The sequence below is a fragment of the Pseudoalteromonas sp. 3J6 genome, assembly GCF_903995135.1.
In the GTDB taxonomy this organism is placed as follows: domain Bacteria; phylum Pseudomonadota; class Gammaproteobacteria; order Enterobacterales; family Alteromonadaceae; genus Pseudoalteromonas.
The window spans coordinates 2,139,555-2,162,764 of record NZ_LR877185.1; the positions used below are offsets into that span (position 1 = coordinate 2,139,555).

A 23,210-nucleotide genomic window follows, 5' to 3' on the forward strand; every position below is an offset into this window, starting at 1 on the left:
ATAATTTAGTCGTCAAATAATAAAAACCGAGTACTGTTAACCGCTTTTGCTGTAGTCGTTAACCGATAAAGATAAATTAGTATAGTACCCAAAATGATATGTAAAGGTCTATTAAGCCGATGAGAACAACAATAAACGACGTGGCAAAAGATGCCGGAGTATCAATAAAAACGGTATCAAGAGTAATAAATAACGAAACCTCGGTCCGTGACAACACCCGTGAAAAAGTCATGGCGTCGGTCGAAAAGTTGAACTTCCAGCCAAACTTAGCAGCAAGAAGTCTTGCAGGAACAAAAGCTTACAGCATAGCTTACATTTACGACAATCCTAATGCGTACTACATTATCGACATGCAAAATGGTATTTTAGATGCGTGCAAAAAGCAGGGGTTTGAACTACTTATTCACCCATGTGATGCCAAAGAAGCGCATATTTTTGATGAAATTACTAATATGATCAAACGCACTCGTATCGCGGGAATCTTACTCACCCCGCCCTTTTCTGAAATGCCTGAGTTTGTTGAAAAGCTAACTCAACTAGACCTAAAAGTTGTGCGTATTTTATCAGGGCACAACGCGCCTGATTCATTAACACCCTGTATTATGATTGACGATAATCTCGCCTCAAAGTCAATTACTGAGCATCTAATTAATAACGGCCACACGCGCATTGGCTTTTTAGCCGGTGGCAGCGAACATAACTCGACCAAAGAGCGCTTGGAAGGTTACAAAGCGGCGCTAACCCAATACGACATTCCTATAGATCCAAGCTTAATTATTGATGGCGAATATTCATTTGAGTCGGGGGTTGAGGGCGCTAAAACACTCATTAGCCAAACAAATAGGCCAACCGCTATCGTCTCATGTAATGATGAAATAGCCGCCGGTGCGTTATTTGCAGCCAGATTAATGAACATTGATATACCCAGCGAGCTTTCTATAACAGGGTTTGAGGATAGCCCATTCTCGCGTCAAACATGGCCAAAACTCACCACGGCTCATCAGCCAAATAATAAAATTGCTGAAGATGCGGCTAGCTTATTAATAGCCCAAATTCGTAATGGCAATGACCGCGATATTATAAAACTATACACTCCTGAGCTCGTCGTTAGAGACTCTACCGCACGTCCTCTTTAGCTTAGGTTAACCATATAATTCACTTCTGCGCTGTAACAAAGGGTCAGCGCAGAAGTGAATTAAAAACGGCCTACTTTTTGAATATACCTTCTGTATTACTGAGTTTATTTACAATAAAAAGCGCGGTAAGTTAAAACTTATCGCGCCATTACAAACTCTTCGAAGGTTAAAGCCACATGAGTTATTTTAGTAAATGAAAATTACCCCTCACTTATCGCTGTATTTAAACCGGCCTCAGCATCAGCGAGCATAGCAAACTCCTCATCTGCACTTTTGGCCACTAAATGTTTAGAGCTAAAGCCAAAGTAATACGCCGCACCGACTATAAACAGCACCATAGTGTATAAAAAAGCACGGGGGTCAAAGGCGTACACACCAGTCAAAGCAATCAAGGATAAACACAATGCTATGCTTGAAGTGACAATGCCGCCAGGCGTTTTATAAGGTCGAGGTAAATCAGGTTGTTTTAAGCGCAACATTATATGACTGAACGCCATTAACGCATACGATACCGTTGCCCCCACTACCGCCATAGCTAACATTAAATCGCCCTCACCACTTAGTGAAGCTAAAAAACCAAATACAGCAGGAACAATAAGCGCTCGTGCTGGCACTTTACGCGCTGTGGTAATTGATAACGAACGCGGTAAATACCCCGCACGCGATAACGCAAACACCAATCGACTATAGCCATAAATAATAGAGAAAAATGAAGCCACCAGCCCCGCTAATCCCAGTATATTAACCACGGTTGCTAAATCGCTATTGCCCGTCGCATTTAACGCATCCACCAGCGGAACTGCGCTAGCGCCCATTGCTGTTGCACCTGCTGCGCCGGGTACTAACACAACCACTAATAACGCGGTAAACAATAAAAATACCATGGCGCCAATAATGCCTTTAGGTACATCTTTAGCCGGATCTTTTGCCTCTTCAGCCGCCAATGGCACGCCTTCAACCGCTAAAAATAACCACATAGCAAAAGGTAAAGCTGCCCATACCCCATACCAACCCAAAGGTAAAAATTCATTCGCACCTGCGGCATCTGTTACTGCAACATCAAATAAATTGGTAGCATCAAAATTTGTAATTAAAACCACTGCCGTTGCAACAATAGCCAGTACCGCTAAACCGCTTATTACCATCATTACTTTTAGCGCTTCACCTACTCCAGCTAAATGAATACCTACAAACACCAAATAAAATAGTGCATAAACCCATGGGCCATTGAACCCCGTTAACGCCTCCACTGCAGAGCCAATAAATATCACAATGGCGGCCGGTGCTAACGCATATTCAATTAATACCGCAAGACCGGTTAAATAACCACCCGTTGGCCCCATTGCTTGACGAGCAAAACTATAACCCCCTCCAGCAGCAGGAATAGCAGCCGACATTTCAGCCAGCGATAACACCAAAGTTAAATACATAATCGCCATTAGCACTGCCGCTATCGCGAAGCCGCCCCAGCCAGCTTCTGCAATACCAAAGTTCCACCCAGCAAAGTCACCTGAAATCACATACGATACCCCTAACCCTGCCAGCAATAACCAACCTGCAGTGCCACCTTTGAGCTGCCTTTTTGCTAAGTATTCTGAATTATTAGTAGACATAACATCCTCTTTATCGATATTTCATTTTTATTGTTAATTACCGTTATTCCGCATTTAAAAAATGACGGCTCGATTGTTGATGCTCAATCACATCATCCTGTGTCCGATCTTTTAAGTTCACTCCTGTTAGTTTTAATGTTTTAGCTTCATTTAATAAGTAGGCTGCCCGACTTGCCGCATCAATATAGGTCAAACCAGCAGGACGAATATTAGATATACAATTACGCAGCGAATCGTTAAGCCCTGTTTTAGGCTCCCAGGTTAAATAAAGCCCCAAGCTATCTGGTGAGCTAAGCCCCGGGCGTTCACCAATGAGCACCATCACAATTTGGGCATTCAATAACTCACCAATATCATCACCAATGGCTACTCGCCCTTGTTCAACTAAGGTGATTGGAGCAAGAGTGAGAGGCTTATTAACGCTCAACTGTGAAAGTAATTCAGTTATAAAAGGAGCTGCATTTTTTTGAACCGCCAACGATGACAAACCATCAACGACCACAATGGCTAAGTCATACTTTTCTTGGGTGCTTTGCTGTTGCTCAGCAACAAAATCAAGTAATAATTGACGACTATGCTCATTTAGCTTTCGACCTAAATCTGGTCGTTGTAAATAAGTAACTCTATCAACCGCTTGGCTATGTAAATGCAATACACGCGCATTAGCTGCATTAACAGTCGCTAACTTTGCTTTCATTCCATTGATATCAAGTGGAAAATTGACTGCATCGCGCGCTTGCGCATGCGACAGTTGAAACGCCAGCATTTCAGAGGTTGGTAAACTAATACCCGCTCGACCAAGTCCTATGCGAGCATCAGTAAACTGGCGTAAGTCACGCCATGGGTTGTGTACCACATTGCCATTATTTTTATGATCAGTATTAGCAAGGTCATTTGATTTAAAATCTGCAGTCATGAACGGCCTCCCGCCAGTGCATCTAACGGCTTAGCAAATGCCGCGGGAAGACTGTGCGATAAAGTAACATCGCTACTGTTTTTCATAATGTTCATGTTAGTAAGCCACTTTTCAAATTCTGGCGCGGGACGAGAGCCTAGAACTCGGCGCACGTATAACGCATCATGAAATGAGGTAGTTTGGTAATTGAGCATAATGTCATCAGAGCCCGGAATCCCCATCACAAACGAGCACCCAGCTACACCAAGCAGCGTAAGTAAATTATCCATATCATTTTGGTCAGCCTCGGCATGATTGGTGTAACACACGTCACATCCCATCGGAATACCCAGTAATTTGGCACAAAAATGATCCTCAAGCCCCGCGCGGGTAATTTCTTTGCCATCAAATAAATACTCCGGGCCTATAAATCCCACCACCGTATTAACTAATAGCGGATTAAATTTTCGTGCAACGGCATACGCGCGAGTTTCGCAGGTTTGCTGATCAAGCCCGTGATGAGCATTAGCCGAAAGCGAGCTGCCTTGCCCTGTTTCAAAATACATCACATTATTGCCTACCGTGCCACGCTTTAGACTCAGCGCGGCATCTTGTGCCTCAGCTAAAGTATTTAAACTAAAACCAAAACTCGAATTGGTGGCTTCTGTTCCACCAATAGACTGAAACACTAAATCAACTGGCGCCCCCGCTTCTATGCATTCAATCGTATTAGTGACATGGGTAAGCACACAGCTTTGGGTAGGAATTTCATATTTTTGAATCACCTCATCCATCAATGTCATCAATTTAATAGCCTGCGCCACGTTGTCGGTTGCGGGGTTTATACCTATCACCGCATCACCATTACCGTACAGCAACCCATCTAAAATACAGGCGGCAATGCCGTTAATATCATCTGTTGGGTGATTAGGTTGTAAACGCGTGGATAAATGCCCAGGTAAACCAATGGTGTTTCTAAATGCACTGGTTACATGGCATTTTTTAGCAATAAGGATAAGATCCTGATTACGCATTATTTTGCTAACAGCCGCAGCCATTTCCGGAGTGATCCCCTGTCTTACACTTGCAAGTACCGAGGGAGTTGCAAAGTCACTTAACAACCAATTACGAAAATCTCCCACGGTTAAATGAGCAATCGCCATAAATGCATTAGCATCGTGATCGTCCATAATTAAGCGAGTTATTTCATCGTCTTCATAAGCAATCAGTGCCTCATTTAAAAATGCCTTCAACGGAATATCCGCTAAGGTCATTTGGGCAACCGCTCGCTCTTGCGCTGATTGTGCAATAACACCCGCTAACCTGTCACCTGAGCGATGAGGAGTGGCTTTTGCCATTACTTGCGCCAAATTTTTAAAATTATACACCTGCGTGCCCAGTATATATCGGTACCTTTGCCCCATGATCTACTCCACATAACAACTAGTTCAAACCTTGGTACAGGTTTTGCTGACCTATAAGCTATAAATCAATTTTGTTTAGTTTCAAGAGAGCTTAATTCATACCAAGACACTATCGAATTTTGGCAAATCATCATTTTTAGCTTTATTTCATATAGTTAACTATAGTTACAGGTGGTAACTTAATCTTAATAAAAATAAAAAAAGCAAAGAGTAACTCCATTATGACGCAGCAAGATTTAGCTAGCGCACCACAAAAGAGCATGGTGCATACCCAAGATATAGATGAGCAAGCGCATAATCTAACGCAGTGGCAGCAAAAATATGATCAGCTCAGTGATGGGCGATTTTTTGGGTGTATAGAAAGCGTGGATTATTCTAATATTCATGCATTTGAAGAATACACAGAGCGTGCTCTTCACCAACAATGCGCAATAGCGCCACGATCTATTTGGCTTGGGATCCCAAAGCAGTCGCAGCAGAGCAAAATTAATGGCTTAAATGTGGCAAGTAATCAATTTATGTGTCGCACTAGTGAGAGTAACTTTGAGCTTATTACACCTGAGCAGTTTAATATTTATGGTTTAGTAATAGACATGCAATCGTTAGAATATATGGCTCAGATACAAGGGATGCACTTAAAAAATATAACGTCTTCAGGTACTGAGCGACTGACAACATGCAACGCCATGCTAAAAAGTGCCCGGAGTATAATAAACAGTATGGTTAGCAACAACGCTTTTGGCCTAAATGCCGATTTACAGCAAGATATGCTTAATATGTTGGTATTACATTTACTAAACGAACAGACTCCGTGTCAACGCATCGCTCCCAGTTATAAACACCGCAAAGCGGTCGTTGATAAAGTTAAAGATTATATAAAAGCGCATCCACAAAACACGGTAACAATTACTCAATTATGCGAACTCACCTTTGTGAGCAGGCGTACCTTACAATATAGTTTTGAGAGTATTTTAGGGATAAACCCACTGCGGTTTTTACGTTTAACTCGATTAAATAATGTTAGAAGAGAGCTAAAATTAGCAAAGCAAGATAAACCCATTTCTGTGGTTGCTGCCAATTGGGGGTTTTGGCATGCAGGGCAATTTACCAAAGACTACACACAATTATTTGGTGAGAACCCTTCGCAAACAGTTAGCAACCATGCTTCTTACCTGAAAGATTCTAAATCGATAATACATGGATAACGAGGGTACGGCTTCGAGCTTCGAGCTGCGGGAGGCGCTGCGCTGAAAGAATAGATTTAAGGGCTGATATGACTAGGTGCTAGACTGTTTGCACAAGCTCGCTACTCGTCACTCGAAGCCCGTTGCCTTCTCATTTACTCCTCATTCACTTCTCTTTGTGCAAACATGTTTTAAGTGATTAATTCACAAAGAGGTCATGAGACGCTGCGCGGAAAGAGAAGGCTAAAGGTGCTAGGTTGTGTTCGCTGCTCGTGACTCGAAACCCGTCGCTCGAAGCCAGCCTTATTCCGGTAAGTCAAAAGCCCTATTTGATCGGTGCTAATTAAGCCGCGATTAAATAGGACTCTTGTCCTGCATGTTTGTTGTTACGTTTAAACGAACCTTTACCTTTTTTAGCTTTAACCACTTGCGGTTTAAATACTTTAGAGGTTACCAGTGCCGCCAATGCGTTGTGCTTTATCACTCCTCGACCGGTGTCTACTGCGGATTTATTAACCGCTTTTGCTTTGCCTTTTTTAGCCATTTGTTTTTTCCTATTAGTAAAATGAGAGGGATACATATCCCACACTGATATTGATGGCGATTGTATGCTTAATTTTCAAGCATGCAACCATTTTTAATGTCTTTTTCAATGTTTTTTAAGCATAAAAAAAGCGCCGTTTAAAACGGCGCCTTTGCTGGTTTAACTTAACCTAAAAATTAAAAATTAAAAACTAAAGCTTAGTTTTGCATAGTAACTACGGCCATCAAAACCGTATGGTACTGCACGTAGCGGGTATTTAAATGCCCCATTTGAGATCGCATTTAGTACTTCATCATCACCTAATTCATCCGGTGTTTCATCAAATACGTTGTCTGCTCCAACCGATAACGAAAACATCTCATTAATTTCATAGCTTACGTTTAAATCTACGAGTACTGCAGTCTCTACGGTACTCGTCGCTTTAAACGAGCCATCTGTTGCAAGCTCAATATGGTCATTACCAAAGTACTTCACATCGGTTTCGCCAAAGTAATTAAAGCGGATCATTGCGCTGTAGGCATCACGCTCATAATCAAAGGTAAGCGTCGCACGTTCACCCGGTTGTCCGTCGGTTAAAAAGCTACTTTGAATGTCATCAAGTGCTACACTTTTTGGAATGCCGGGAGCTGCATTCACACTATCAATTTTAGTTTCGTTTAAATTACCCGCAAACGTAGCAGAAAAATTACCGTCATATAAATCAGTGCGGTATGACGCAATAATGTCCACACCTTGAGTGGTTGAATTCACTGAGTTTGAAAAGTAATTCGCCTGCACCGCACCCGTTGCTTGCAGAGCAGCAACCGCCTCAGGACTAAACGCCACATCATCAGCCGATAACAAGCTGCCTAATGTAATACGGTCTTCAATTTCTACACGGTAAAAATCCACCGTTAACGATAAATCACTGGTCACATCGTAAACAAAACCGGCACTGTAGTTAGTTGATGTTTCAAGCTTTAATGTATCAACGCCTAAAGCAGCAGGAAATGCAGAGCCCGTTGTCGCAGTAAACGACTGACTTAACGTGCCGTCAGACCCTAAGTTAGTGGTAAACGCAGTGTAACCACTTTGCTGTAATGATGGCGCTCTAAAGCCCGTTGATAACGCACCACGTACTGCAAAGTCATCATTAAATTCATAACGTGTTGCTACTTTACCTATGATGTCGTCACCCGCATTCGAAAAATCTTCATAGCGAAGAGCACCGCTCACATTCCATGCATCGCTTAACATGGTTTCTGCATCTACATATACTGCGTAACTATCACGATCGCTTTTGTTTGAAGCTTCAGGACGAAGACCGTTATAAGCTTGAAAACCACATTGTGCAAATTGACTCGGATCGTTCACCGATGGGTATGAGGTATCCGTGTTGGCTGCTCCACATGCGTATGATGCCACCTCACCTGGTACAATTTCATAGTTTTCTTTACGGTATTCAGCGCCAATTGAAACATAAACAGGCTCACTGCGACCAATATCAACAATTCCGTTTATATCTGCATTAAACGTTGTTTGATCAAATCTAAAGCCACCCGAATAACCCTCTGTTGGGCCAGCATTCGCGGCTATATCGGCATCGCTTGCACCCGGATTATTAAATAAATACTCCGCCGCGTATGACGCATTTAAAGTATTTCGTGAGGTAAAATCGTATTGATTTTCACCGTAAACAGCAGAAACATCGTAGGTCCAATCAGAGTTAATTTCACCTTTAAAACCAACTGCTACCGAAATATCTTGTGCTTCATTGTCGATTTGCGGTAAAAAACCATCGCTGTAAACTTGCGTTACGTTTTTAGACGCTTCATTAAAGTTACGGTAAAAGCCGTTGCCTAGTGCCGTGCGCTCAGAGTAACCACCAAATGAGTAAAGCTCTCCTTCACCCATTGGCAGGGCCATATTGTAAAATACCGAAGTGAATTCACTCTCTGCATTACCTTGTCCCCAACGTACTTCGTCAGATAAAGTACCTGGTGCAACATTAAGTGACCCACCCGTATCTCGCTCTGCGCGGTTAGTTTTATCTGCATCACGGTACTCAAGCGATAAATTTATAAAACCGCCCTCATTACCTAATTCAAAACCACGGTTTAAACCGGCTGAAATTGTTTCTCCATCACCTTCTGCCGTTTCGCCATATTGTACGTAACCGGTGGTTAAATCTGTTGAATCATTAAGTGATAAGTTGATAACCCCTGCAATTGCATCAGAGCCATACTGAGCCGCCGCACCATCACGTAACACTTCAACTCCTTTTAAAGCAATAAGCGGAATCGCATTCATATCAGTACCGGCAGAGCCACCGCCCACAGTACTTGTTAAACCAAAAATAGATTGATTATGACGGCGTTTACCGTTGACTAAAACCAGCGTTTGGTCTGGTTGTAAGCCGCGTAATGTAGCAGGGCGAAATAAATCAGAACCATCAGAAACCTGTGTTCGTGAGAAGTTAAATGACGGCGCCGTTGCCTGTAAGCTCTGCCCAAGCTCGGTAAAGCCGCCTTTGTTTAAATCATCTGCGTCAATTAAATCAATAGGTGATGACGACTCAGTAGCAGTTCGGTTTGAAACTCGCGATCCTAAAACAGATATTTGTTCGATATTTTTTTCAGCTTTAGCTGACGCTTCTTGTGCATTAACCATACTTGGCGCACTAAAGGCAAAAGCAACTGCTACAGCCAAGGTGTTTAAACGATATGTTGACATAATGATGACCCTGTTTTGTGTATTCTTATAATGTGTGTAGGGTATATGCATGTATCCCCTTGCCAACATCCTAGCAACATACACAAACAAAAAGAAACAAAAAATTTGATAAAATTGGCATAAGAATGCAAATAACTTTAAAAACAGGAAAATAACACCTTTAAAAGCTCAAAATACGCCCAAATTAGCAATTTAATATCTCACCCACAGAAGTTAATACAATGTTAACCATAAGGATTTTCTTTATAATTATTAAAAACATCAACGTTGTATGTTTTTCATACCGCACTGAGCGTAAAACGTACTTACAATAACGTTTTATACGGTTTTTATTAGACTAAAGTAGATAATAAAAAATAAGAAAGGGAACTCAGAAGAGATTATAAATAGGTGGTTGTGTAGTACAGCCCGTTTATTATACGTTATTTTATATAGGGCCTATTTAAGATGTATAACTATGCCAATCAAATTCACTAATAACATGGCAAAGTAAAGGGTCTACGCCTTTTGAGTCACAGTATGCACGTAATTGCATGGGGGGTTGCTCGTCAAAAATAATTTGCCAAACTATATACAACATGTGATTAAACAGAGTTAACTCATTATCATCAGTGCCATCTAAATCGTGGCAACTCATTAATAAGTTACATATTTTTGTGTCGTATCCCCATAACTTTAAAACGTAGGCAGAAATAAAATTGGCACTTACGTATCCATCGCTGATGGTTTGCGCATGCTCATCTGACACATCGCTTTGAGCTTGAGATAATAAAATGATCTTGCCGACAAAACTCAATAACGCCACTGAAAATAACAATTCTTGATCATGCAAGTTAAAACCAGCCAGCTTTGCAAAATCCTTAACACAACTAGCGTAATTCGCCGCTATATTCAATTGCTTTTCATGCACATCAACAGGAATAGACGATTCAAAGTTTTTAGCAACCAATAAAGAAGTGGTGATAGCCATTAATATCGTGGTACCGAGCCTCGAAACAGCCTCATCTATTGACGATGTTGGCCTTACAAAACCAAGATAAGCGGAGTTTGCAAGTTGCAACAATTTAGCCGTTATTATTGGCTCTTGAGAAACAACATGGGCAATATCATGTAAATCAAATTCATCGCTTTGCACTAAGTCTCTGAGCTCTTTTAAAATAAGAGGATAAACAGGAAAACTGATCATAGCCCCTAACTGTCTACGCACATTATAAGCAAAAGGCAATGACTTTAACGCCGCCACATTATTAAAAAGTGCAGCTATGTCTGCCTCATTAAACGGTTTAGCAAGATAAGCATGAACAATATTAGGTTGTTGTATCATAGTACTCAACCTCATATCACCGGTAAGTAATGCTCTAACCGGATAGGGGTTCTTTGAAGAGCATTGCTCTAAAATATCAAGCCCATTCATTTGCGGCATTAAATAATCACTCAATACTAAATCAACGTCTTTTGTGGTACTTAAAAGTTGCCAAAACTCATCAATATCCGCAGTCGTTATGATATCAACCTCTGGGAATGCTCGATGAATAGTTCTTTGCAATACTTTTAATAAAAAAGCATCGTCATCTAAAATGATTACTTTAATCGCTTTCATTTAGCACCTTGAGTGTTTGCATGGTTTAAATAATTACAAAAATCATCTGATTCTAAAGGCTGCGAATAGTAATAACCTTGTATGTAGTCACAGCCTAATTTTTTAATTATTTCGCATTCAAAGGCAGTTTCTACTCCCTCAGCTATCACTACAAGCTCAAGATCATGAGACATACGCGTAATATTACGAATCATACTTTGCATCGCTAAAGACGATTCAATATCAGTAATAAGCGCTTTATCCAGTTTAACCCCATCTACTGGCAGTTTAGAAAGGTAACCAAGTGATGAATAACCCACGCCAAAATCATCAATCAATAGCTTAACCCCTAACTTTTTTAACCTTTTTAATTGTTGTTCGCAAGCAGAAAAATCTTCTATCAAATAGGTTTCTGTTAACTCAAAAACCAACTGTGATGACTCTAAACCATTGCAGCTTAAACATTCCAGCACATAGTCAATCAAACCGGGATCATCTTTTAATTGCCTAGCAGATAAGTTAATAGCCAACACGCTCACACCTATATTGTTATCACCCCAATATTTTAGCGTTTTACAGCTTTGAGAAATAACCCAACGCCCTATTGGTATTATCTGGCCATCACATTCAGCAATCGGAATAAAATGAGCAGGAGGAACCCAACCATATTTACTTGGCTCATACCAGCGAATGAGCGCCTCAGCACTGTGTACTTGTCCTGTTTCAATGTTAACTTTTGGCTGAAAACGTAGTGACAGTTCATCTTTATTTACCGCGATTAGTAATAAACGGCTTAACTCAAAATTCTTTCTATAGTCGGCTACTAGCTGAGGATCAAATCGGGAAAAAATACGCTGCTGCTCACCTAATTGATAATTCAACGTCAACTGCATCTGATTTACGAGTTCTTTTCCTTCTAAATTATCCTCAGGAAACAAACCATACACACCATATAGCTGCACATGAGCGTCAATATATTTTCTGGGTAGAATTTTATTTAACTGCTCAATCGCTTTATTTAAATCACTTAAAACTTCACTATCAGATTTAATTTCCGGAACAAATAATACAAATCGATCGGCGCTCTTATGAAAAACTTTGACAGATTTCTCCGATACGCTTTTTAACACTTTCAAAACCAATTTTATAAGGTGGTTGCCATCTTCTGCACCTAGCAAATCATTAATTAATTGAAACTGGGCAATACCTAAATAAACTAAGGCATAACATTTTTTATTCGCTTCACACAGCGTTAAATGATGGTAAAAGTCAGACTCGTTGGTTACCACCGACTGTGTTCTAGTAAGTTGAAAAATGTTACTCATGCTATTTGAGTTGCTCGATAATTTTAAGAGTTGAAAATAATCATCATTTAAACAACGCTCTATCATAACTTCTTCGTTTTTAGCTAGATCAGAGGCGTGTGCATAATTAATAAAAAGTGTACTGCTTTTCTTATCAACAAATGACTGACTTACTGATTTGTTTTGAGCTGTATCTAAATAAGCGAGGTGTTTATTTTCATATAAATGAATATCTGGAATAATTTCAGCTGCAGGTGCATTAAAACGATTTATAATACCGTTATTGTCTATTTCTATTAAGCCAGACATACTGCCCATTAATAATTGATCTCTTACTCTTTTTGCTCGGCGCTGTTCATATTTAACTTTCGCTTCGCTGATGTTCTCAAGTAACTCACTATCGACCCATGGCTTTTCTAAAAAACGAAATACTAACCCCTGATTCAGTAACTCAACCACAGACTTAAAATCAGCATACCCACTCAGTACTAGGTTTACACTATCAGGCCAGCGACTTTTAACTTGGCGTAATAAATCAGCGCCGTTCATTTCTGGCATTCTAAAATCAGTAATGATTATCTCAATTTGATTAGCCGCTAATACTTCAAGTGCCTCAAAACCAGAGGATGCCGTCAGCACATCATAACCAGAACGAGCAAGTACTCGCTTTAAAGATTTCAATACATTGAGTTCATCGTCTACTAATAAAATTCGCAAAGCCACTATCTACACCTCAAAATGGGGTTGTACTCTTGCTAACTTGATTGTTCTTCTAAGTACCCTTTGCTAAGCAACCAAAAATGTTCACATCAGCACAAGTATGTTGTATCTAACTACATACGCAATAATGCCACTTAGCTGTAACTGTCTATCTAACTGATACCTTTTCAGATCACCTATATTGGTTTAAGGTTTCTATCATTAATAAGTGATTGCAATCACTAGATACAACTTAAACAAAAATGATACTTTTTAAAAATAAGCCATCCAGTTCACTTTATATAATAATAGTCTAGAATAAATTCTAAGTGATTATTTTTAGTTAAAAACATCCAGCGTTGTGGCTATTATTACCAAGGGGCATCTATGTTCGCCATTGAAACTTTTCACACTCACGGCAGCGATATAGATAAATTTATCAAACCTGTAAGTCAGTTTACAAACAACAGTCCCGATTTACTGCTCGGGTTTGCTACAACCGATACCATTAAATATCTTTATAATAGCCAGCCCAACGTGATAAAAAACACTCAAAATTGCTTAATCATCTCCTCCTGTCTTGGCTCATCAACCGAAAAAAATTTATCGTTAAATGAGCAAAGTATTAGTTTATTCTCTATCAAAGACCCAACGGGTCATTATGGAATTGCCAGTTGCAATACAACTAATAACCTAAGAGAAAATGCAGCTAACACTGTACTCCGAGCTATTGCTAATGCAGGCCAAACAGGACTCGCCCCAAAAATGGTCTGGTGCTTTCAAGTCCCAGGGAACGAAGAACTAGTGCTACAAGGAATCCAAGATGCTATTGGGCAGCGTATACCTGTTTTTGGAGGAAGTTGCGCTGATAACGACATTTCGGCAAAGTGGTGTTTCAGCGATACTAAAAATGTATACCAACAAGGTTTTATCATTGCGGTGTTATATCCGTCTGTAGAAACATTCGGCTTTTATAGTTCAGGCTACGATATAACCAACCAGCAGGGCATAGTTACCAATATTGAAGGACGTTTATTAAAAACAATCGATAACCAGCCCGCTTTTGATGTTTATAATCAATGGCGTAAAAACCTAGGGTTTGGACAGTTAAAAGCGGGAAATATACTTGCCCAATCAGCAATGACCCCGCTATCAAGAGCTTTTGCTTCAGATGATGAAATCCCACGATTATTGTTAAGTCATCCAGCTATAGCAAAAAATGGATCGTTAGAATTATTTTCTAACCTACATGTTGGCGATACGGTTTACCTTGCCTCAGGAAGCCCAGAGCAATTAATAAAGCGAGCTGATATGGTTGTCACCTCATTAACTAAATTGGCAGAACTCCATGCTATAAAAAATATTACCGGTGGTGTTATTATTTTTTGCGGTGGTTGTATGCTATCAATTAAAGAGGCAATGCACGAAGTAAAGCAATCTATTGAAACACAACTTCCCACTATTCCGTTTATTATAGGCTTTACTTTCGGGGAGCTCGGGACATTCAGCGATGCGACCAGTAAACATGGTAACTTAATGATCTCATGCGAAATTTTTGGTGACCCAATATGAGTAACAATGAAATACTGTTAGAAAAGCTACACTTATTACAAGTTCATAATTTAGCACTTGAAGAAAACCGTGCCTTTAATAGTTTGATTTTAAATGGTCTAGATATAATCTTAAAAAACGACAACACAGAAACCTTACTCACTGAGTTTTTTGATATTTTGCATCAGGCCATTGCCTTTTCTGCGGCTATTTTAATTAAAATAAATCCAAAAGATGTAATGGCTACGTTAATTACAGCGTCGCATCCGAATAGCGATGCAATAATTACCCAGCTGGAAGTACTTAATAGACCCGATAGAAATATTAAAAATATATTTAACTTACATCAACTCCCTAATTGGCAAGTAACCGACCCTTTTTGGCATTCGCAATATGCCATGCTCACCACTCCAGTAAATACAAGTACAGAGAGCTACCAGCTCTATATTTTTTCTGAAAAAATTGGCGCGTTTAATCAGCACGATATTACTTTAATGCAGCGCTTTGTCAGTTTTGCAGGTAATACCATTTCACAATTTGAAAAACGAAACTTACTTGTTAAACAAAAAGAAATGGAGGAAAAACAAAATAACATCGAGCAAGTGTTAATTAACTCTGAAAAAATGGCTTCGTTAGGGCAAATGGCGGCAGGCGTTGCGCACGAAATAAATAATCCTTTAAGTTACATAGTTAGTAACATTCAAAATTTGGCATACAACCTTGAGCAATTTAGCCATTTCATTAACGCTCTTAAGACAGAGAGTGTCATAACGCAGCAAACATTAGCAGATTTGTTACAACATTTTCAATTTGATGGATTACAATCAGACTCAAGCGATATCATTGCTGAAATGACTGAAGGGGCTGATCGTGTTAAAGAGATTGTTCAAGGGTTAAGGCAATTTGCTCATCCAGATCAAACTAAAATTGGCGATATAAATATAACTGAGCTTATTGATAATACATTACGTGTTGCCTGGAGCGAAATTAAATACAGTGCCAAGGTCGAAAAGCACTTCAATACAGAACCAATCATCATCACTGGTCGTTCGACCCAACTCTCCCAAGTGTTTTTAAATTTATTTTTTAACGCCGCTCAAGCTATTTGCGACAAAGTTGGGGTGATCACTATTACTACTAAAGCCGATAAAAAAAATGCCTATATAACGATTGCCGATAATGGTAGTGGAATTAAGGAGGACAAATTAAATAAAATTTTTGACCCTTTTTTTACTACAAAACCAATTGGCCAAGGCACAGGATTAGGGCTTGCTATAAGTAAAGCAATAATAGAACAACACAGTGGCCTAATTAGTGTTAAAAGTAAGATAAATCAAGGCACTATTTTTAATATTACCTTACCTAAAAAACCGATATTAACTGACGATGCATTGAGTATTTTAAATGCAAAAAAAATCGCTAAAGAGTGAATTTTTAATACATTATCAGTTGTTTACAGCCAAAGCTTAGACTAAATTAAACTTATAATTATGTTGGTGGTAAGAAGATAAATGACAGACATTGCCCAATTAGAACAGCTAAATCAACAGCCTCCGAGCATCTTATGCTTGGACGATGAAGCTAATGTACTCAAATCTTTAGTACGCTTACTTCGTCAATATAAATTTGATGTGAGTGTTTCAACCAATGGCCAAGATGCACTTGAAAAAATGCAAAGTAAAGAGTTTGACGTCGTAATAAGCGACATGCGCATGCCACACATGAGCGGGGCAGAGTTTTTAGCCAAAGCCAGAAAGCTCGCCCCCGATAGCCAACGCATTTTGTTAACTGGCTTTTCCGATTTAGAGTCAACAATCAGTGCGGTTAACGAAGGGGGTATTCATGCTTATGTGCAAAAACCTTGGCAAAATGATCACTTAGTAAGTGTAATCCAGTCAGGCGTAGAAAAATTTAGACTAAAAAAGCAAAATGAAATTTTACAACAGCATGTAAAATCTCAGAACCAGCAACTAAAAGAGCTCAATACTAATTTAGAGCAGCTGGTCGATAAACGAACAAATCAAATTAGAAGTGTATTAAAAAAACTAGAAGTCGCTAATGAAAGTGAAAAAAGAGAGCATCAATCGACTGTTGAACTGCTTTATAATTTTATTAATGCAAATCCGTATCTCGATGGTAAAAGAGCAGAGAACATTGCCGGCACATGCACGCAAATAGCGCGTTACCTTAATGTATCGCAAAGAAGTATCACGCTTGCGCCTATTGCAGGATATTTAGCTCAAATTGGTTTACTTGCAATGGATCCTGAGCTTTACAACAAACCTATTAACGAACTTAATGAAGTACAGCGCAAAACGTTTTACACCCACCCGAGTATTTCACAATTAATGCTCATGCCAGCGACTCACTTGAGCGATGTTTCTGATGCAATTTATCACCAGTTCGAGCGATACAACGGCCAAGGTATCCCCAAAGGACTTGCTAAAAACGATATTCCAATTGGTGCTATGGTGCTCAGCGTAGCTCGCGATTACTGGGAGCATTATGAGCAAAGCGATCCATTACTTACAACAAAACAACGCCATGAGGCGGCGCTCGGTAATATTAAGGCCAATAGTGGTAGCTTATATCACCCGCGTATTGTCGATGCACTTGAAGCAAGCCATACTAAATTAATTACCTCTGATAGTTCTATTGGCTCAATTAAAATAATTTGCGCTCAAGAGCTTGAAGAAAATATGACACTGGCAAACTCACTACACAGCCATACAGGCATTATGCTTTTACCCAAAGAGCATGTTTTCAATTCAAAATCGATTGTTAAGCTACAACAACTTGAAGCCAAAAAGCCGACTCCGTTTAGAATTATGGTTAAAACGGCTAAATGATTGATCTAAATTGCTCTTTTATTCGTTACAATGGGCTTAAATAAATTAATAACTTTGCTTGAAGGAGCACAACGTGTCGCGATTTTCTGCCGTTACCGATAATCCCCACGACGGGCGTTTTAACCAAAAAACGGGAATATTACTGACCAACTTAGGCAGCCCAGATGCCCCCACAGCAAGCGCATTACGTGTTTACTTGCGTGAGTTTTTATCTGATCCACGCATTGTAGAAATTCCACGCATTGTGTGGATGATAATTCTCCATGGCATTATCTTACGCATTCGTCCAAAACGCTCAGCTAAGTTATATAAGAGTATATGGACCGAAAATGGCTCTCCGCTAACTCATATTACGCGCCAGCAAAGCCTTAAATTAAATGCCTTATTAAAACAGCATGGCTATACCAACACCGAAGTGGTTATGGCGATGCGCTATGGTAACCCATCAATCGAAGCGGGCCTTGAAGAGCTTAGAGACAAAGGTTTAACCCGTATTATTGTGCTGCCACTTTATCCGCAGTATTCAAGCCCAACTACAGGCTCCACATTTGATGCAGTTGCCAATGTATTAAAAAAATGGCGCTGGGTACCAGAGCTGCACTTTGTAAACGGGTATCACAAAAATACAGTGTACCTTGAGTCACTCGCTAATAGTATTAGTGAAGATTTAGAAAAACATGGAATGCCACAAAAAATGGTGTTTTCATACCACGGTATGCCTAAACAGTTTTTAGATAATGGCGACCCTTATCATTGCCTATGTCAACAAACAACACGATTAGTGGTTGAAAAACTAGGGCTAGACAAAGATAAAGTGATCACTACTTTTCAAAGTCGCTTTGGTAAAGCTGAATGGTTAAAACCATATACAGATGCAACTCTTGAGAGCTTACCTGGCAAAGGAATTAAAGATATCGCAATTATAAGCCCTGCATTTAGCGCCGACTGCCTAGAAACACTTGAAGAATTAGAAGGTGAAAACCGCGAAATTTTTGAAGAAGCTGGCGGCGAAAAATACCGATACATTGCAGCCCTGAACGATCGTGACGATCATATCGACGCCATGTTTGATGTGTTAAAGCCAATGCTATAAAAAAGAGAGCAGCGGTTAGGTTTTAGCTCTCAGCGCTCAGCTGGAGATTAGCCAAGTGCGGTGAAAGCTTGTAGGCGCGAGTATATCTCGCGCTTTCTCTTGTATCACTTTCTGATAGCTGACAACTTATAACTCAAAGCTGAGCTTAGCGCTTACGTGTCACTATTAATGTGATTGCCCCGGCTATTATTCCCCAGCAGGCAGAGCCTACCGACCATAAAGTTAAATCTGAGGCAGTGACTAAAAAAGTAATGATAGCCGCTTCAGTATATTCAGCACTATGCAAAGACTGCTGTAAACTATTGGCAATAGTGCCAAACAAAGCAATACCCGCCAACGCTAACACCAATGCTTGTGGCAAGCTTGCCACAATTGCCACAAGCATAGCCGCACATAGCGCCATTATTATATAAAACACGCCACCAGCAATACTTGCCCAATAACGCTTATCAGGGTCTTTATCAGCCTCTTCGCTCATACAAATAGCCGCTGTTATGGCTGCTAAATTTATAGAATAAGTGCCAAAGGGAGCCGTCACACAATTTATTAACCCGGTCACAGTTAATGACGATGATATAGGCGCTTTATAATTATGTGCTTTCAAAATAGCGAAACCGGGTAAGTTTTGTGAGGTCATAGTTACTATGTATAAAGGAATGCTTATACTTACAAATGCCTGCAAACTAAAGCTTGGCGCTATATATGCAAAACTACTGGCTTGCCAATGCACGGTACTGGTATCGATATTACCCATATACCACGCTAAAAATATACCCGCTAGCAACACACTTAGCATCGCAAAACGGGCAAAAAAGCGCTTACCAATAAAGTACACCACCACCATTAAACCAATAACTAATGGCATATCGTTCATAAAGTTAAACACATCAATGCCAAATGTCACTAATACTCCCGCTAACATGGCACAAGCCAGTTCACTAGGAATACGGTTCATGATTTTTTCAAACCACCCGGTTACTCCCGACACCAGCACCAAAAAGGCTGATAACATAAATGCGCCTATCGCTTCATGTAAGCTATAGCCTTGAGCACTTGAAATCAGTAGTGCAGCCCCTGTGGTCGACCATGCAATTAAAATCGGCACTTTATAATAAAACGACAACACAATAGAGGTACTGCCCATCACCAAGCCCAGCATTAATATCCAGCTTGCCACTAGGTCAGGTGTGCCACCTAAAGTGATCACCACTTGGTAAATCAATGCTATCGAACTTGAAAAACCAATAATAACGGCAACAAGTCCCGCCATAGTGCGACTAAGTAATTGATCAGTCCCTGCCATAATTCCCTCATTTCATGCTTTAACGTTACAACATACTTTGCCTATTTTTACATTGCAATTTTGAATAATGAATATGAAAAAACATCACGTTAATAAATTTTTTTATTGATCAATTTTTGCCTATCAAAATCATTGCCATTTAAAAAATAAACGCGTACCTAAAAACAAGCCGCAGAGCGCATTATTGCTGTAAAAAGCCGTAATTCTTAAGCTAAAAACACATACCAAAAAAAGGCAAAGTAAATACTTACAATGAGTTATAAAAAAACCCATTAACACTTTATGGTTACAATTTAAATTTGATCTCATCCTATTTTTAATATAAAACTTAACAATTATTTCACTAATTACCCTAAAAGAGAAACAGATGAAACGTTACATTGTTTTAATTATCGCTATTCCTTTGTCTGTATTTGCCATTTATACGCTGCTTGAGAATCAGAAAAAAATCGATAAGGAGGCAGTAGCCCCTATTGCCGTAGACATCGTCCCTGTTGATTCTGAGTTTGTAAAACAAACACGTAAGCCATTGCCAATTGATATGAGTAAAGACCCTGTTACAGTCAAACCCTCAGAAGAAAAACTAGCCGACACTGAAGACTCGTTTGATGCAATAAATAAGCCTTCAACTAAGGCCAAAGAAATACTTAAAGCGGCAAAAGTACTGCCTACCGATTTACAAAATGAAGCCTATATAGAATTTGATTTAGCAGCACTTAAAGCCCTTAAAGCAGGGGATAATTTTGATCTCGCTATACCGCAAACCGCAGAAACCTACAGCGCTGAAATAACTAACGTTTCCAGTGCAAGTAACGGCGATAAAAGTATTGTTGGCCAAGTGATTGGTGCTAATGGAGCAATGCACACCACCATATTAACCGTTGGCAAGGATGCAGTATATGGTCAATTTACAGCCCCAAGTGGCAACTATGTGTTTGAAAGCAAAGGACAGTATGGCTGGATTGCAGCAAAGCGTGACTTATACAAATCACATATAGAACACCAAGTAGGTGAACCCTCGCCAAAAAATACTGATGGTGGAGATCCGTTTGCACCCAGTGATGAAAAGTCACCCTCTATTTAATTTTTAATCTAAACAAAGACGACACAGCAGTAAAACTGCAATCATAAAAGAAAGGAAATACGACTATGAAAAAAATAATATCAACAGCCGCTATTGCAACAGCATTATGTGCAGCAAGCACAGTATCAGCAGAAACAATTGATATCGGTATTTTATATACCGACCAATCAGCTGCCGCTACCAGTAATATTAACACTAAGATTAATCAGCTTATTGCTTTTAGTAATCAAGTATATAGCCAAAATGGCGTTGATATTACACTGCGTTTAGTAGGCTCTCAAAACTTAGGTAGCCACGCAATAACCCCTTCAGAAGATTGGCTAGACGCTGTGACAAATAGCAGCTACGTAAATGGTTTACGTAACGATTGGAAAGCAGACATGGTAGCCGTACTAGGTACAGGCCAAAGTGCGGGTAGCGGTTTAATTTCATGTGGTATTGCTTGGGTTGGTCAAGGCACAAATGGCAATTTATACAGCTCAATGAGCGATCGTATGTACTCAATTACAGCTGTTGATTGTGGTGCTACAACATTCGTACATGAACTAGGTCATAATCAAGGCCTGACACACTCTCGTAAACAAGGCGCAACTAGTGGCGGTGTATACGTTGATGGCATGGGCCACGGTGTACAAAATGAATTTGCCAGTATTATGGCTTACCCGCATGTGTTTGGTAGTGCGACTCAGTACGATTATTTCTCAAACCCAAATTGGAGCGTAAACGGTATTCCATTTGGTGTGACTAACCAAGCATATGCTATTCGTACTGTAACCGACACAAAAACCAGTATTGCCAACTTTAAATAATCTCAATTGTGAATAATGAGCTTATTCTAAGAATTAGCATTAAATAAATGGGTAAATTATTACCCATTTACACCAATTAAGTTTCCCTTGCGGAGCGCCTCGGCGCTCTTTTTTGATGATTAATCATTACCTGCTTTTATTGCAGGAAGTAAAGTTTTGCCATCGCTATCTACTTCACTCATTAGCGTTAACCCCATTACTTTGGCAAGCACAGGATAAATATCTAAATTATTCACCAGCTCAATACTTACACCTTTTTTAAACGCAGGACCTGCTGCTATAAAGGAGGCAGCCATATCATCACTATAAGCATAGCCATGTGTACCTAAATAAGGCGCCTTAGTACCGTTACTAAATACCGCAGGCGCATTGGTTTGCACCACAATATCGCCCACTCTACTCCCGCTATTATAATGGTAGCCTTCAAGCTGCTCACTACTTAAAACACTATAACGCCCCTTAGCCGCTTTTTGTAAACGTGCTTTATATGCATCAATATCTGCATTTTTAGCATCGCTTTTAGTATAAATAAGTAAACGAGGTCCGGTATTCACAATAATAAAATTATCATCTTTAGGTAAACTGCTGACAATAATGCTTTGCTCAGGATCAACCTTTGCCATGCCATGATCAGAAACAATGACTAAATTAATATCCTGAGATAATTTGCTCAAGCGAGTACGTAATTGCCCCATTAATGCATCTAACTTATGAACGGCGTCACGTGTTTGTACTGCATCTGGGCCAAACTCATGCCCTATGCTATCAACCAGCGAAAAATAACTGGCTACAAAACGTGGGCGCTGCGCCTTAGGCAAACTTAACCACTGTACAATTTGGTCAATTCTGTCTTGGTAGTTACCTTGTTTGGAATAATGAAAATAGTAGTCTGGCGTCATACCATTAAAGCGCGCATCCGACTCAGGCCAAAAATACACCGCCGATTTAAGCCCATGCATTTTTACTAAATTCCATAATGGAGTACCACGTACCCAGGTACTGTCTTTTTGGCCTTTACCCATGCTGTAGCATTGATTATTGCGCGCTTTGTCACAAAATTTATTGTCAACAATACCGTGGTTAACGGGTAGTAAACCAGTAATCACCGAAATATGATTTGGAAACGTTTTAGTAGGGTAAACTGGCTGCATTTTTTGTGCTCTAACCCCTTGCTCAGCCATTGCTTTTAAATTGGGTGCACCGTGCTTTTCAATATAATCCCAACGCAAGCCATCAATTGAAATCATCACTACGGTTTGCTCTTTGGCTGCAAACGCATTACTCATCCCTAATAAAAGGCAAAAATAGACTGCCTTTGTGATCCACAACTTCATTTTAAACACCTATAGATGTATGTTAATTTTATAAAAAATAATACTAAAGCAAGTTGTTACTTTATGATACATGCTGATAGATTAAAGATGGCTCACT

Annotated in this window: 17 protein-coding genes; 8 read left to right on the forward strand and 9 right to left on the reverse strand. The window is 39.8% G+C overall.

Features of this window, described 5'->3' with window-relative positions; translation table 11 throughout:
• The first annotated feature begins 119 nt into the window (after nt 1-119).
• Nucleotides 120-1,136 carry a LacI family DNA-binding transcriptional regulator gene (locus P3J6_RS09690; RefSeq protein ID WP_138605738.1) on the forward strand — a complete coding sequence of 339 codons (1,017 nt, stop codon included), beginning with the start codon at nt 120-122 and terminating at the stop codon, nt 1,134-1,136.
• A 200-nt stretch (nt 1,137-1,336) separates the two neighbouring features.
• Here P3J6_RS09690 and eat read toward each other — a convergent pair whose 3' ends face one another.
• From eat to P3J6_RS09705, 3 genes are read right to left on the reverse strand one after another with little or no spacing between them, the layout of a single operon-like run.
• Entirely contained in the window at nt 1,337-2,749 is a 1,413-nt protein-coding gene (eat, locus tag P3J6_RS09695; protein ID WP_076918807.1) for an ethanolamine permease, read from the reverse strand.
• Nucleotides 2,750-2,792: 43 nt separating this feature from the next.
• A complete protein-coding gene (gene eutC / locus P3J6_RS09700) occupies nt 2,793-3,665 on the reverse strand; it encodes an ethanolamine ammonia-lyase subunit EutC (protein ID WP_198522874.1) in 873 nt (290 codons plus the stop codon).
• Nucleotides 3,662-5,068: an ethanolamine ammonia-lyase subunit EutB gene (locus P3J6_RS09705; RefSeq protein ID WP_198522875.1), complete on the reverse strand. Its 1,407-nt coding sequence runs from the start codon at nt 5,066-5,068 to the stop codon at nt 3,662-3,664. Before P3J6_RS09705 ends, eutC begins: the two co-directional genes overlap by 4 nt.
• A gap of 221 nt (nt 5,069-5,289) precedes the next feature.
• On the opposite strand from P3J6_RS09705, the gene P3J6_RS09710 reads away from it, so the two are divergent.
• The gene (locus P3J6_RS09710; protein ID WP_198522876.1) at nt 5,290-6,273 is read left to right on the forward strand and encodes a helix-turn-helix domain-containing protein; all 984 of its coding nucleotides are present in this window, start codon (nt 5,290-5,292) and stop codon (nt 6,271-6,273) included.
• Between the two features lie 322 nt (nt 6,274-6,595).
• On the opposite strand, the gene arfA is transcribed toward P3J6_RS09710, so the two are convergent.
• The 4 genes from arfA to P3J6_RS09730 form a co-directional block, all read right to left on the reverse strand.
• Nucleotides 6,596-6,796 (reverse strand): alternative ribosome rescue factor ArfA, encoded by a 201-nt coding sequence (gene arfA, locus P3J6_RS09715; protein WP_010389506.1) that lies wholly within the window; start codon nt 6,794-6,796, stop codon nt 6,596-6,598.
• A 183-nt stretch (nt 6,797-6,979) separates the two neighbouring features.
• A complete protein-coding gene (locus P3J6_RS09720) occupies nt 6,980-9,508 on the reverse strand; it encodes a TonB-dependent receptor plug domain-containing protein (protein ID WP_198522877.1) in 2,529 nt (842 codons plus the stop codon).
• A 442-nt stretch (nt 9,509-9,950) separates the two neighbouring features.
• Nucleotides 9,951-11,108 carry an HDOD domain-containing protein gene (locus P3J6_RS09725; RefSeq protein ID WP_198522878.1) on the reverse strand — a complete coding sequence of 386 codons (1,158 nt, stop codon included), beginning with the start codon at nt 11,106-11,108 and terminating at the stop codon, nt 9,951-9,953.
• Entirely contained in the window at nt 11,105-13,114 is a 2,010-nt protein-coding gene (locus P3J6_RS09730) for an EAL domain-containing response regulator (RefSeq protein WP_198522879.1), read from the reverse strand. Before P3J6_RS09730 ends, P3J6_RS09725 begins: the two co-directional genes overlap by 4 nt.
• Nucleotides 13,115-13,477: 363 nt before the next feature.
• Here P3J6_RS09730 and P3J6_RS09735 point away from each other — a divergent pair, with 363 nt between their 5' ends.
• The 4 genes from P3J6_RS09735 to hemH all read left to right on the forward strand — a co-directional run bounded on the left by P3J6_RS09735 (nt 13,478) and on the right by hemH (nt 18,583).
• Nucleotides 13,478-14,662, forward strand: coding sequence for an FIST signal transduction protein (locus tag P3J6_RS09735; protein ID WP_198522880.1), 1,185 nt, complete (start codon nt 13,478-13,480; stop codon nt 14,660-14,662).
• Nucleotides 14,659-16,071, forward strand: a complete 1,413-nt coding sequence (locus tag P3J6_RS09740) for a sensor histidine kinase (RefSeq protein WP_198522881.1) — start codon at nt 14,659-14,661, stop codon at nt 16,069-16,071. The genes P3J6_RS09735 and P3J6_RS09740 overlap by 4 nt, the downstream gene beginning before the upstream one ends.
• Before the next feature lie 81 nt (nt 16,072-16,152).
• On the forward strand, nt 16,153-17,490 hold the full coding sequence (locus P3J6_RS09745) for an HD domain-containing phosphohydrolase (protein WP_138605720.1): 1,338 nt from the start codon (nt 16,153-16,155) through the stop codon (nt 17,488-17,490).
• Between the two features lie 73 nt (nt 17,491-17,563).
• Nucleotides 17,564-18,583 (forward strand): ferrochelatase, encoded by a 1,020-nt coding sequence (gene hemH, locus P3J6_RS09750; protein WP_198522882.1) that lies wholly within the window; start codon nt 17,564-17,566, stop codon nt 18,581-18,583.
• 145 nt (nt 18,584-18,728) lie between these two features.
• Here the strand turns inward: hemH and P3J6_RS09755 are convergent, their stop codons facing one another.
• Entirely contained in the window at nt 18,729-19,886 is a 1,158-nt protein-coding gene (locus P3J6_RS09755; RefSeq protein WP_198522883.1) for a benzoate/H(+) symporter BenE family transporter, read from the reverse strand.
• 367 nt (nt 19,887-20,253) lie between these two features.
• Between P3J6_RS09755 and P3J6_RS09760 the strand changes: the two genes are divergently transcribed.
• Both P3J6_RS09760 and P3J6_RS09765 read left to right on the forward strand, forming a co-directional pair.
• On the forward strand, nt 20,254-20,970 hold the full coding sequence (locus P3J6_RS09760; protein WP_198522884.1) for a hypothetical protein: 717 nt from the start codon (nt 20,254-20,256) through the stop codon (nt 20,968-20,970).
• Between the two features lie 65 nt (nt 20,971-21,035).
• Entirely contained in the window at nt 21,036-21,779 is a 744-nt protein-coding gene (locus tag P3J6_RS09765) for a zinc-dependent metalloprotease family protein (protein WP_178956999.1), read from the forward strand.
• Nucleotides 21,780-21,898: 119 nt separating this feature from the next.
• On the opposite strand, the gene P3J6_RS09770 is transcribed toward P3J6_RS09765, so the two are convergent.
• Nucleotides 21,899-23,113: an alkaline phosphatase family protein gene (locus P3J6_RS09770; protein ID WP_198522885.1), complete on the reverse strand. Its 1,215-nt coding sequence runs from the start codon at nt 23,111-23,113 to the stop codon at nt 21,899-21,901.
• Between the last annotated feature and the right edge of the window lie 97 nt (nt 23,114-23,210).

Excerpts from the sequence above, each read along its gene's own strand:
- P3J6_RS09690 (WP_138605738.1), top strand. The coding sequence starts at position 120 with ATGAGAACAACAATAAACGACGTGGCAAAAGATGCCGGAGTATCAATA.
- eat (WP_076918807.1), bottom strand. The coding sequence starts at position 2,749 with ATGTCTACTAATAATTCAGAATACTTAGCAAAAAGGCAGCTCAAAGGT.
- eutC (WP_198522874.1), bottom strand. The coding sequence starts at position 3,665 with ATGACTGCAGATTTTAAATCAAATGACCTTGCTAATACTGATCATAAA.
- P3J6_RS09705 (WP_198522875.1), bottom strand. The coding sequence starts at position 5,068 with ATGGGGCAAAGGTACCGATATATACTGGGCACGCAGGTGTATAATTTT.
- P3J6_RS09710 (WP_198522876.1), top strand. The coding sequence starts at position 5,290 with ATGACGCAGCAAGATTTAGCTAGCGCACCACAAAAGAGCATGGTGCAT.
- arfA (WP_010389506.1), bottom strand. The coding sequence starts at position 6,796 with ATGGCTAAAAAAGGCAAAGCAAAAGCGGTTAATAAATCCGCAGTAGAC.
- P3J6_RS09720 (WP_198522877.1), bottom strand. The coding sequence starts at position 9,508 with ATGTCAACATATCGTTTAAACACCTTGGCTGTAGCAGTTGCTTTTGCC.
- P3J6_RS09725 (WP_198522878.1), bottom strand. The coding sequence starts at position 11,108 with ATGAAAGCGATTAAAGTAATCATTTTAGATGACGATGCTTTTTTATTA.
- P3J6_RS09735 (WP_198522880.1), top strand. The coding sequence starts at position 13,478 with ATGTTCGCCATTGAAACTTTTCACACTCACGGCAGCGATATAGATAAA.
- P3J6_RS09740 (WP_198522881.1), top strand. The coding sequence starts at position 14,659 with ATGAGTAACAATGAAATACTGTTAGAAAAGCTACACTTATTACAAGTT.
- P3J6_RS09745 (WP_138605720.1), top strand. The coding sequence starts at position 16,153 with ATGACAGACATTGCCCAATTAGAACAGCTAAATCAACAGCCTCCGAGC.
- P3J6_RS09755 (WP_198522883.1), bottom strand. The coding sequence starts at position 19,886 with ATGGCAGGGACTGATCAATTACTTAGTCGCACTATGGCGGGACTTGTT.
- P3J6_RS09760 (WP_198522884.1), top strand. The coding sequence starts at position 20,254 with ATGAAACGTTACATTGTTTTAATTATCGCTATTCCTTTGTCTGTATTT.
- P3J6_RS09765 (WP_178956999.1), top strand. The coding sequence starts at position 21,036 with ATGAAAAAAATAATATCAACAGCCGCTATTGCAACAGCATTATGTGCA.
- P3J6_RS09770 (WP_198522885.1), bottom strand. The coding sequence starts at position 23,113 with ATGAAGTTGTGGATCACAAAGGCAGTCTATTTTTGCCTTTTATTAGGG.